This is a genomic window from Actinomyces sp. ZJ308 (genome assembly GCF_011752065.1).
Taxonomy (GTDB): domain Bacteria; phylum Actinomycetota; class Actinomycetes; order Actinomycetales; family Actinomycetaceae; genus Actinomyces.
On sequence record NZ_JAAIJY010000013.1, the window covers coordinates 78,539 to 89,382 of the forward strand.

Annotated in this window: 10 protein-coding genes; 7 read left to right on the forward strand and 3 right to left on the reverse strand. The window is 71.0% G+C overall.

The features are described from left to right. Positions 1–61 precede the first annotated feature (61 nt). The 3 genes from HCR68_RS07350 to HCR68_RS07360 are packed head-to-tail and all read right to left on the reverse strand — an operon-like array spanning position 62 to position 3,260. The gene (locus tag HCR68_RS07350; protein WP_208320529.1) at positions 62–1,633 is read right to left on the reverse strand and encodes an SLC13 family permease; all 1,572 of its coding nucleotides are present in this window, start codon (positions 1,631–1,633) and stop codon (positions 62–64) included. After that, on the reverse strand, positions 1,630–3,111 hold the full coding sequence (locus tag HCR68_RS07355) for a HAMP domain-containing sensor histidine kinase (RefSeq protein WP_243858982.1): 1,482 nt from the start codon (positions 3,109–3,111) through the stop codon (positions 1,630–1,632). Before HCR68_RS07355 ends, HCR68_RS07350 begins: the two co-directional genes overlap by 4 nt. Continuing rightward, the gene (locus tag HCR68_RS07360) at positions 3,111–3,260 is read right to left on the reverse strand and encodes a hypothetical protein (RefSeq protein ID WP_167148169.1); all 150 of its coding nucleotides are present in this window, start codon (positions 3,258–3,260) and stop codon (positions 3,111–3,113) included. Before HCR68_RS07360 ends, HCR68_RS07355 begins: the two co-directional genes overlap by 1 nt. 398 nt (positions 3,261–3,658) lie before the next feature. Between HCR68_RS07360 and HCR68_RS07365 the strand changes: the two genes are divergently transcribed. From HCR68_RS07365 to HCR68_RS07395, 7 genes are all read left to right on the forward strand, one after another. Next, the gene (locus tag HCR68_RS07365) at positions 3,659–4,477 is read left to right on the forward strand and encodes an ABC transporter ATP-binding protein (protein ID WP_243858983.1); all 819 of its coding nucleotides are present in this window, start codon (positions 3,659–3,661) and stop codon (positions 4,475–4,477) included. Further along, positions 4,474–5,997 carry an ABC transporter permease gene (locus HCR68_RS07370; RefSeq protein ID WP_243858984.1) on the forward strand — a complete coding sequence of 508 codons (1,524 nt, stop codon included), beginning with the start codon at positions 4,474–4,476 and terminating at the stop codon, positions 5,995–5,997. Before HCR68_RS07365 ends, HCR68_RS07370 begins: the two co-directional genes overlap by 4 nt. Positions 5,998–6,011: 14 nt before the next feature. After that, the gene (locus HCR68_RS07375) at positions 6,012–6,503 is read left to right on the forward strand and encodes a helix-turn-helix domain-containing protein (protein WP_167148171.1); all 492 of its coding nucleotides are present in this window, start codon (positions 6,012–6,014) and stop codon (positions 6,501–6,503) included. A gap of 3 nt (positions 6,504–6,506) precedes the next feature. Beyond that, positions 6,507–7,094 carry a PIN domain-containing protein gene (locus HCR68_RS07380; RefSeq protein ID WP_167148173.1) on the forward strand — a complete coding sequence of 196 codons (588 nt, stop codon included), beginning with the start codon at positions 6,507–6,509 and terminating at the stop codon, positions 7,092–7,094. Between the two features lie 124 nt (positions 7,095–7,218). Continuing rightward, a complete protein-coding gene (locus tag HCR68_RS07385; protein ID WP_243858985.1) occupies positions 7,219–8,550 on the forward strand; it encodes a histidine kinase in 1,332 nt (443 codons plus the stop codon). After that, positions 8,526–9,218, forward strand: coding sequence for a response regulator transcription factor (locus HCR68_RS07390; protein WP_167148175.1), 693 nt, complete (start codon positions 8,526–8,528; stop codon positions 9,216–9,218). Before HCR68_RS07385 ends, HCR68_RS07390 begins: the two co-directional genes overlap by 25 nt. 383 nt (positions 9,219–9,601) lie before the next feature. After that, a partial coding sequence (locus HCR68_RS07395) for an IS1634 family transposase (RefSeq protein WP_167148177.1) occupies positions 9,602–10,844 on the forward strand: 1,243 nt, incomplete at its 3' end.

Genomic DNA, 10,844 nt, shown 5'->3' on the forward strand with positions numbered 1-10,844 from the left:
TTCCTCCAGGATCGCAGTACTTCTGGTGAGGGGGATGAGATGATCGGGAGCCCGGGACGGCTCACCAGCTCAGGCCCAGCAGCGGCCACAGCCAGGCGCTGCAGGCCATGACCAGGACCACCATGAGGGGCCCGAGGATGAGGGACAGGCGCCGCAGGTCGTCGGGGGAGAAGGTCTCCACGCCGTCGACGTCGGCGAACATGGCCACGGGCTTGGCCGAGGACGGCAGCGTGTGGCAGAAGCCGGCGGCGGCCGTCGAGGCGAAGGCCGCCGCGGCCGGGTTGACGCCCACCGCCGGCGCCAGGGCCACGACGATCGGGATGAGCACGGCCGAGCGGGCCGAGCGGGACTGGATGACCAGGTGGGAGGCGGTCGACAGCGCCACCACCACGAGCATGAAGGGCCAGGGCGAGTCGATCCGCAGGGCGTTGAAGGCCGAGGTCGCCACCCACTCGGCGGCGCCGGTGGACACCAGCGCGTCCCCCATGGCGAGGGTCGCCGCCATGAAGACCAGCAGCGACCAGGGCGCCCTGGCCAGCGCCTTGCGCAGCGCCACCGAGCCGTAGCCGGGCAGTGAGGTCACCAGCACGCCCAGGAGGGCCACGATGGCCGGGTCGACGCCGTGCAGCGACTCGGTGCACCACAGCACCACGACCGTCCCGATGAGCAGGGCGGCCCGGTTCTCGGCCTGGGTCAGGGGGCCGGTCACCGGCGTGGGGGAGGCGGCCGCGAGATCGGCGATGTCGACGCGCACCCGACGGCGCATGTCCTCCTTGCGCGTGAACAGCCGCACGATGAGCTCGGTGGACAGGTGGCTGGACAGGGCCGCCAGAGGCAGGCCCAGCAGCAGCCAGCCGGCGAAGGAGAACTCCTGTCCGCCCGCGGAGGCCACGATGTGCGAGGTCACCAGGTGGGCGCCGGCCCCCAGGAAGGAGCCGACCGCCGACAGCAGGATGACGGTGGGGAAGATGAGCGACAGGGCGTGGATGAGCCGCTTTCGGGAGGCCCGGAGGTCGGCGTCCTCGTCCGCCCCGGTGCCGAGGGCCCCGGCCAGGGCCGTGTAGACCGGCAGGAGCAGCGCGGCCCGGCCCGAGGTGGAGGGGGCGGCGAAGACGGTGGCGACGATCGCGGCCGTCACCAGGTGGACCAGGACGCGCGGATGGTCGGTGCCGGTCACCAGCCAGGCCGCCAGGCGGCCGGTCAGGCCCGAGGCGCTCACCCCGACGGCGATGACGAAGGCGGCCACCAGCAGCCAGATCGTGTCGTCCCCGAGGCTGGCGAACATCTCGTCCGGGGTCAGGGCACCGGTGAGGACCAGGGCGGTGGCGGCGCCCAGGGAGATGTAGGTGTCGTCGACGTCGGTGAAGGCCCAGGCCCACACCGAGGCGATGAAGATGGCCAGGGTGAGTGCGCCGGTGACCGACAGGCTTCCCTCGGCGCCGTCGGCGCGCCAGGCGGCCACGCCGACCGCCGTGCACAGGCCCGCGGCCAGGACGGCGGACAGGATGCGGCGCCACGGCGGGCGCCGGGTCGGGGCGGGCTCGCCGCGCCGGGCCAGGGACAGCGGCAGGGTCTCGCGCACGGTGGGCGTGTCGGTCTCGAAGGAGCCGGGGGCGTCGGTCGCGGTGGTCATGAGCCGGCCTCCTCTCCCGAGGTGAGGTGCCAGGAGCCGTCGGCCGGGATGCGCAGGCCCACGGTGGCGCCCCGGCCGGAGGCGGAGACGGCGAAGACGGTGCCGTCGTGGGCGTCGGCGATGGCCCGCACAATGGCCAGTCCCAGCCCGGCGCCGCGCGGCCCGCCGCCGGCCTCGCCGTGCGTGAAGCGTTCGAAGAGCCAGTCGACGTCGTCGTCGGCCAGGCCCGGGCCCTCGTCGGTCACGGAGATCTCCAGTCCGCTGCGGCCGTAGCCGTCGGTGGTGGGGGCGATGGTGAGGGTCAGGGGGCCGTCGCCGTGTTGCAGCCCGTTGCGGGTCAGGTGGGCGGTGGCCTGGCGGAGGCGCTCGACGTCGAGCGTGGCCGTGCCCCGGGCCCTCAGGTCGAGGCTCCAGCGGCCGGGTGCCATGGCCTCGACGTCGTCGAGCAGGGTGCGGGCCAGCTCGGTGACCGCGACGTCGGGGCTGGGGCGGGTGAAGTCGCGCCGCTCGGCCCGGGCGAGGGACTGCAGGTCGTCGACGACCCGCTGCAGCTCGCCGATCTGGTGGCGCTGCTGGAGGATGGTGCGGGTGGACGGCTGGGCGGCCAGGCGCTCGTCCATGGCGGCCAGGGGGCCGGAGATCTCCTGGTGGGCGCGCAGGACGAACTGGGTCTGGCCGTCGAAGGCCTCCTGGAGGCGGTCCAGCATGCCGTTGAACTCCTCGGTCAGGCCGGCGATGTCGTCGCGGCCCTTGACGGGCAGGCGCCGACTGAGATCCTGGGTGGAGACGGAGGCGGCCGCGGTGCGCAGGTCGTGCAGGGGCCGGAGGATCTGACGGGCCACGAGCAGCCCGACGACTCCGGTGAGGACCAGGACGGCCGCGCTGATGCCGACCATGAGCCAGATCGTGGCGTTGAGCTGGTCCACGCGCGCGGCCGTGAAGCTCATGGTGATGACGGACAGGTGCTGGGAGGGGTCGTCGGGCTCGAGCTCGACCCGGGCCCAGCGGACCTCCCCGCTGCCGTAGCCGGTGGCGCCCGACGGCGACTGCAGCATCTTGACGAACAGGGGGTCGGTGCTGGTCGGGTCCAGGGTCGGGGCGGAGGCGCCGGAGGCCTGGGTGGCCTGGCCGGTGGCGTGGTTGTAGACGATGACGGCCTCCCGGTCGGTGAGCTGCTGGCCGTCGCGGTAGACCTCCATGAGGCGGGTGGTGGAGGTGAAGGGCTGGGAGGTCCGCGGGTCGACGCCGGTGGCGGCGAAGTTCTGGAGCTCCTTGACCTCGTGGGCGACGTCGGTGTTGGCGGAGCGGGAGATGTCCGCCATGAGGGTGGAGCGGACGGAGACGATCATGCTGGCCAGGCCCAGGGCCACGACGAACAGCATCCAGGCGACGATGCGCAGCCGGGCGGGAACGGGGGAGCCGGAGGCCGGGTCGGCGGAGAGCGGGGGAGGGGACGAGGGGACGGACGTCATCGGCATCAGCTCCCCTCGCCGGAGGAGGTCAGGTAGACCGGGCTGGGCTGCGCGGGCGGGCCGGGGACGACGGCCATGAACTCGGCGGCCAGCGCCAGCGCCACCGGGACGAGCATGAGCAGGGCCAGGGCGAGGATGCGGCGTGAGGTGTTCATGCCTTCAACTGTCACGAGCCAGTCCTAGAGGGACCACAAGTGGGTATGAGAGTTCTCTTATGTTGAATAGGTTAATGAAACAGTATTATTTATAAGTCTTTGGTGGGGTGTTGAGGTGGTGGGGCGGGCGGGGCGGGGCGCTCTCCTCGCGGCCGGGGACATCTCACGCGTACGGGGACAGAAATTCTGTACCCGCACGCGCGGAATGTCCTCGGCTGGAGCGGCATGCACCCGGCCGCGCAGGATGTCCCCGGCCGCGCTGCGACTGGGTCGGGCGTTGTCATCTCCCGTAGACAGTTCGAGGCCTCCGGGGTCCTGCGGCGGACCGGCCGCCTAGGTTGAGCCGCGGGCGTCCGACGGCGCCCCAGGACTCACGGGTGAGGGGACGGTGCAGGAACATGGCGGCTCAAGGCGAAGATGGCAGGTCGAGCCGGTCGGGGCGCTCGGCTCAAGCCGGGCGGGAGCACGCGGCCGCAGACCTCAGTGGCCCGGCCGCCGTCGAGGCATGCGAGCTGCGCAAGTCCTTCCCGGTCCCCGGCGGCGAGCCCATTGAGATCCTGCACGGCGTCTCCTGCTCGATGATGCCGGGACGGATGACGGCCCTGGTCGGCCCCAGCGGCTCGGGCAAGTCGACGGCGCTGCTGTGCCTGGCCGGGCTGGAGGCGGCGACGTCGGGCCGGGTGAGGCTCCTGGGCCGGGACCTCGGCGGGCTCCCGGCGGCGCGGGTCGCCGAGCTCTACCGCGACCGGGTGGGCTTCGTCTTCCAGGCCTACAACCTCGTGCCCTACCTGACGGTGCGCGAGAACATCACGATCAGCGACACCCTGGCCGGCCGGCGCCCCGACCCGGCTCGCGTGCGAACGGTCCTGGCCGGGCTGGGGCTCGAGGCGCGCGCCGACGCGAGCGCGACGACGCTCTCGGGCGGCGAGCAGCAGCGCGTCGCCCTGGGTCGGGTCCTCTACCGCCGCCCGCCGGTGGTCTTCGCCGACGAGCCCACCGGGGCGCTGGACACGCGTTCGGCCGCCTTCGTCCTGGCCGAGCTGCGACGCCTGGCCGACGACGGGGCCGCCGTCGTCCTCGTGACGCACGACCTGGGGGCCGCGGCCCTGGCGGATACCGCGCTCATCATGCGTGACGGCCGCATCGTCGACCACCGCCGGGGCGCCAGTGCCGACGAGCTGCTGGCGGCCGTCAACCAGACGGGGGCGGCCGCATGACCCGCTACACGCTGCGCGCCCTGACCGACCAGTGGCGGGCCTGGTCAGGGGCGGTGGTGGTGCTGGCCCTCGCGGCGGCCCTCGTCAACGTCTGCCTGGTGCACCGTGTGGCTGTCACTCGCCCCGACGTCGTCGCCGCCGCACGGGCGGCGGGCGTCAACCCGGCCGAACTGACGGTTCCGGGCGTCTCGGTGGCCTTCTACACGGCGATGGTGGCGGTCCCGGTGGTGAGCGTCGTCGGGCAGTCCTGCGTGCAGGCGCTGCGCACGAGCTGGGCCCTGTGGCGGCTCGCCGGAGCCCTGCCCCGGCAGGTCCTCACTGCTGTCGTCGCCACCGTGGCGGCGCTGGGGGCGGTGGCCTGCGCGCCCGGGATCCTGCTGGGGCTGGTCGCGGCCGGGCCCTTCGCCTCCGTGCTCAGCCGTCTGGCCGCCGCGCGCATGGGACGGATCGAGGTGGGCCAGACACCGACGACGCTGCTGCTCACCGTGGTGGTCGTGGTCGCCGTGGCGGTCCTGGGCGCGATCGGCCCGGCGCGCAGTGCGGTGCGTACACCCGCCGCGGAGGCTGTGCGCGAGGCGGTCCCGGCCGGGCGACGCCGCATGGGTGCGGTCCGCTGGATCTCGGCCGGACTGTGGGGGATGGCGTGCGCCGTGCAGCTGGCGGCGGCCTTCCTGGTCCGGCCCGGCCCGATGGTGGAGGGGTGGCCGACCGGCGGGGGCCAGGCGACCCTGGCGGCCTTCCTGCTCGCGGTCCTCGTGGTGCTGCTGGCGCCGGTGCTCATCCCAGGGGTGCTGCGCCTGTGGTCGGCGCCGCTGGCGCGGTGGGGCGGGCCGTGGCTGCTCGCGCGCCGCTCGGCGCTGTGGCGTGCCGGCTCCGCGGCGAGCGCCATCGGCCTGCTGGCCCTGTCTCTCTCCTTCACCGCCGCCCTGATGACCAGTCTCGCCACGAGTGAAGCGGTGGTGGAGGCCGCGCACCTGAGCGTGGCGCTCAACCAGGTGGACTCACTGGTTCTGGCGGCGATTCTCGGGGCGATGGCGCTGCTGGGGGCCATGGCCGTCGTCGGCATGACCTCCCGGTCCCGGCAACGCGAGGTCGCGGTGCTGCGCTGCGCAGGGGGGCACGGTGCACGGCGCGCGCCGGCAGGTGGTCATCGAGGCGGGGCTGTACGTGGGGACGGCGCTGCTGGTCGCGGTCGTGCCACTGATGGTGACGGCGGTCGGCGAGGCCGTCTTCTACGCCAGGGCGGGGCTGCCGCTGGTGGTGCGCCCCGCCGTCGGGCCGGTGGTGCTCGTGGCGTTCCTGCCCTTCCTGGCCCTGGCCGCAGTGCTGCTCGCCCCGATCCGGAGCGCCACCCGAACCCCGATCGGCACCGTCCTGGCGGCCGAGTGAGGAAGGAGCCGAGGTGGGAGGGACCGCGGGGCCGGCAGGAGTGCCAGCGCTTCGGCTTGCGCTCATCCCTGCCGGGACTTACACTTAATTCGCTCAAAACGATCAATTCGAAAAAGACGAGCGAGCAGTAGCGTGGGAGTGTGACATGACGATAATGACTGAGAGCAAGACCTACCTGCCTGAGGAGGAGGTTGCTGGACGGTTTGCTGAGCTTGTGACGGCGCTTGAGGCGTCCTCGGGTACGACACCGCAACTGGTGATCGACGGTCAGTCGATCGAGCTGACGCCCAGGATGGCTGAGGTGCTCCTGCAGGTCGCGGATGCGATGGGGCGAGGGCGGGCCGTCACGGTCGCGCCGCAGGACCAGCGTCTGACAACACAGGAAGCGGCCGACATGCTCGGTATCTCTCGGCCGACGTTGGTCAGGATGCTGGAGGCCGGTGAGATTCCGTTTGAGAAGGTCAGGCGGCATCGCCGGTTGTTCCTCACCGATGTACTGGAGTTCCGCGAGCGTCAGCGCCGGGCGGCGAACGAGGCCCTGTCGGACATGGTGGCCGATGCTCAAGCGATGGGGGACTATGACCAGGATCCGGCCGAGGTGCGTCAAGTTCTCCAGGAACTGCGTACTCAGGAGTGAGCGATGGCGTTCTCCGCAGTGCTCGATGCATGTGTGCTGATTCCCAGCGTGCTGCGAGATGTTCTTCTTGAGATCGCTGTTCGGCAGATCTATAGGCCTCTGTGGAGCGAGAAGATCGAGGAGGAGGTTGAGAGAAATATTCTTCGGTTACATGCACTGCGCGATAAGGATGCGGAAGAGTCCCGCGGCTACGTCAGGCGGCTTCGGAGGAAGATGAATGAGCATCTGCCAGATGCCCGGGTGCAGGACTGGGAGACCCTTTTGCCTTCAGTTCCAACGATGCGGGATCCCGATGACAGGCACGTTGTCGCGGCGGCTCTCATGGGAAGGGCGGACGTCATCGTCACGTTCAACCTCAAGGACTTCGATGAAGCGGCACTTCCTGGTGCGCTATTTGCTCAGTCCCCAGACGAGTTTCTTCTCGATGTGCTGGGACTGTATCCCGAGGCGGTTCGGAAGGTGCTTCAGGCAGTGGTATCCCGAACTGGCCGCAAAGGACCACGATGGACTATCGACGATCTACTCACTCGCCTTGAGAAAGAGGGGCTGAACTCCTTCGTTGCCGCCTGTCGTCGGGAGTTAACGCCCTGAGGCTTCGGAAGTTATCTCTGTATGCCGCTCGGAGTCCGTGACCGTGCCTGACGGCTCGGGGACTGCTCCGGGGGCTCGGAATCCGGGGCGTAGGGTACGTTCGCGACGGAGAGGAGGGACGCCGGTGTCCGGTGCGGAGCGCGGCTCGTCGTCGGCGATGAGGATGCGGACCGACTGGCGGGCGCTGGGGGAGTGGGTGCGTCAGCCGGCACCCGCGCAGGCCGGCCCCGGCCTGCTCTCCACGGTGCTCCTCATCCTGTGCGCCACCTACCAGGGAGGCATGATCGGCGTCGCGGTCCTGACCGGTCGCGTCGGCGACGGCGGCCTGCTTCCGGGGATCGCGGCGACCAGGCTCAGCATCTCGCTCCTCATGGCGGTGGCCATCGGGTCGACGGCCCTGCTCGCGGCGCGACGCAGGTACCCGTTGGCGGTCTTCCTGGCCGAGTGCGTCGTGTACGTGGTGGCCTCGGCGCTGGGGCTCAACAACTTCTTCCTCCTCCCGGTGCTGGTGGCGCTGGGAGGCGCGGTGGGTCGCCTTCCGCTGTGGCAGCACCTCGCGGTGATCGGCGCGGCCTGCCTCATGGTGACGGCCAGCGCCGTCCTGGTGTCCCCGCCCGGGGTCCTGCTGGAGGAGTGGCTCAGCCAGGTGGTCGCCGTTCTGCTGACGGTCGTGGTGGCGATGCTCTCGCGCAGCGTCACGGGCTGGCGGGCCGCGCAGGCCCAGGCGAGGGCCGAGCGGGAGCGTTTCCTGGCGCTTCGCTCCGAGCGGGACCGCGCGGTGACCCGGGCCGGGATCGCCGCCGAGCTGCACGACTCCGTGGGCCACGGCCTGACCACCATCATCGCCCTGTCCGAGGGGCTGGCCGGCAACGCCGACCCGGAGGTCGACGAGGCGGTGGGCGGCATCAACGAGGTGGCCCGGGAGTGCTTGGAGCAGACGCGCCGGGCGGTCAGGGCCTTGGCCGACGGCGGCCGGGAGCCGAGTCGGGATGCCTCCGTGAGCCGGTCCTGGGATGAGATCAGGAGCGTCGTCGGGCGGGTGCGGTCGCTGGGCGTGACGGTGGTCCTCACCGAGACCGGGCAGCGGGCCGACGACGGCGGTCAGGCCGGCCTGTGCTTCGCGCTCACTCGGGAGGCGCTCACCAACGCGGTGCGGCACGCGCCGGCGCTGTCGCGGGTGCAGGTGTCCTGGGACCACGCGGAGTCCGCGGTGACGGTGGCGGTGAGGAACGATGGCGCCGCGGGCGCCATGCGTGTCGGGGCGGTGGAGACGACGACGCCCGTGGCGGGGAGCCCGCGGCGGGAACCGGCCTGTTGCGGCTGCGGGGTCGGGTCGAGGAGGCCGGGGGCTCCCTGGCGTGGGGACCCGAGGTCGACGGCGGCTGGCTCGTTGAGGCGGTCATCCCGAGAAGCCGTGGTGAGGGCTGAGGCGTGGGCGCGGAGTCGGAGGGGCTGAGGCTGATGTCGGTCATGCTCGTGGACGATCAGCGCTTCGCGCGCCTGGGGCTGGCGCTCATGGTCCGCAAGGCGCCGGACCTGCGCGTGGTGGCGGAGGCCGGCGACGGGCGGGAGGCGCTGGAGGTCCTGGAGGAGCTGAACCGGTCGTCGGGGCTGCCCGACGTCGTGCTCATGGACGTGCGCATGCCCGGCATGGACGGGATCAGTGCGACCCGAGCAGTGGCGCAACGGTTCCCGACGGTGAAGGTCCTGGTGCTGACGACCTACGACGAGGACGACTACGCCTTCGGGGCGCTGGAGATGGGGGCCTCGGGGTTCCTGCTCAAGGACGTGCGTGCGGCGCAGCTGGCTCAGGCGGTGCGGGCGGTGGCGCAGGGCGACGCCGTGCTCACGCCGCGCGTCACCAAGGAGCTCATCGCGCGCGGGGCGCCGCGGGCGCTGTCCGGTGCGCAGCGGAAGGAGATTCGGGAGCGGTTCGGGGCGCTGACGCCACGGGAGCTCGACATCGTCCGGCTCATCGCGGAGGGGATGTCGAACGAGGAGATCGCCGAGAGGCTGGTGCTCCAGCCCGCCTCCGTGCGCCGCAACGTCAGCCGTATCCTGGCCAAGCTCCACCTGCGCGACCGCGTCCAGATCGTCGCCGCCTGGTACAAGAGTGGTGGTTGAGAGGTATGGCCTGCCTCGGCCCGTGTACCGGCGCTCCACCCGCCCTTACTCGGGCGGGGACATTCGACGCCGTCGGGGACATTTTCTTGTGGCCGGGGACATCTCACGCGTACGGGGACAGAAAACCTGCACCCGTACGTGCAGAATGTCCCCGGCTGGAGCGGGTAGCACCCAGCACCCGGCGAGGGGGCGCGGCTAATCCTCGGGCATATCAGCGTCACGGCGCAGGTTGACACGATGGGCCGCGAGCCCGGTGAGGTTGAGCAAGGCGACCTGACTCGTGACAGTTTGGTGGGGTCTGGGTTTTGAGGTGGGTTTTTCGTTGATATCGCGTGGTGGTTGGGGGTGTGCTGGCACACTAAGGGGCCGGTAGAGTCGGAGTGGTGAGCCCGTTTGTGCGTAAGGTCAAGACAGCCTCAGGGGCCACGGCAGTCCAGATCGCGGTCAAGGAAGGGCGCCGGGACAAGGTGATCGAGCACCTGGGATCGGCCCACACCCAGGCCGAGCTGGCCGCCCTGATGGAGATCGGCCGCCACCGCATCTCCCCGGACCAGCTGACCCTGGAGCTGACCCCCACGCCACCAGCGGTCCCGGGAACAGGACTCCCGGAGGTCTCAGAGCCGGTCAGCACCGGGGCGGTGGTGGAGTCCAAGCACTCGAGGTTGTTGTGGGAGGTCCTGCACGGCGCCTACCGGCGTCTGGGGCTGGGGGAGGCGGTCGGGGGTGATCGGGCCTTTGAGCAGATGGTTCTGGCGCGTCTGATCGAGCCGACCTCCAAGGCCCAGGTCCCCCGGGTGCTGGGTGACCTGGGCCTGGAGCCGGTCACCGTGCGGACCTTGTTCCGCTCCCTGGCCCGGGCTCAGGAGCGCGGCTACCGCGAGAGCCTGTCTGGGGCCTTGTTCGAGCACGTCACCAACACCGGCGGGGGCCTGGCGCTGTGCCTGTACGACGTGACCACCCTGTACTTCGAGGCCGAGAAGGAGGACGACCTACGCAAGGTCGGTTACTCCAAGGAGAGGAGAGTCGACCCCCAGGTCATCGTCGGTCTGCTGGTCGACCGAGGCGGCTTCCCCCTGAGAATCGGGTGCTGGGAAGGGAACAAGGCCGAGACCACCACGATCATCCCCATCGTCGAGGCCTTCCAGGCCGCCCACAACATTGAGGAGCTCGTGGTGGTCGCGGATGCCGGCATGCTCTCAGCCGCCAACCTCAAGTCTCTGGATGACGCCCGGTTGCGGTTCATTGTCGGGGCCCGCCAGGTCCGCGCCCCAGGTGACCTTGAGGCGCACTTCCACTGGGCCGGTGACGCGTTCACCGATGGGCAGCTCATCGACACCATCACCCCCAAGAGGGGCTCGAACACCGAGCGGGATAGGAGCCTCCGGGCTGAGCCCATCTGGGACCCAGTCAAGTATCCGGGGTCGTGGCGGGCGGTGTGGGTCTACTCCAAGAAGCGCGCCGCCAGGGACACTCAGACCCTGACCGCTCAGGAGAACCGCGCCCGGGCCGTCATCGCCGGCGAGAAGCAGCCCAGACGCACCAGGTTCGTCACCACCCACGCCGGTGACGCCACCCTGGATGAGGCGTCCATCGCGAGAGCCAGGTCGCTGGTGGGCCTCAAGGGCT

Bases quoted from the DNA above. Each gene is read 5' to 3' on its own strand.
- HCR68_RS07365 (WP_243858983.1), top strand. From the start codon at position 3,659: ATGGCGGCTCAAGGCGAAGATGGCAGGTCGAGCCGGTCGGGGCGCTCG.
- HCR68_RS07375 (WP_167148171.1), top strand. From the start codon at position 6,012: ATGACGATAATGACTGAGAGCAAGACCTACCTGCCTGAGGAGGAGGTT.
- HCR68_RS07370 (WP_243858984.1), top strand. From the start codon at position 4,474: ATGACCCGCTACACGCTGCGCGCCCTGACCGACCAGTGGCGGGCCTGG.
- HCR68_RS07380 (WP_167148173.1), top strand. From the start codon at position 6,507: ATGGCGTTCTCCGCAGTGCTCGATGCATGTGTGCTGATTCCCAGCGTG.
- HCR68_RS07355 (WP_243858982.1), bottom strand. From the start codon at position 3,111: ATGCCGATGACGTCCGTCCCCTCGTCCCCTCCCCCGCTCTCCGCCGAC.
- HCR68_RS07350 (WP_208320529.1), bottom strand. From the start codon at position 1,633: ATGACCACCGCGACCGACGCCCCCGGCTCCTTCGAGACCGACACGCCC.
- HCR68_RS07360 (WP_167148169.1), bottom strand. From the start codon at position 3,260: ATGAACACCTCACGCCGCATCCTCGCCCTGGCCCTGCTCATGCTCGTC.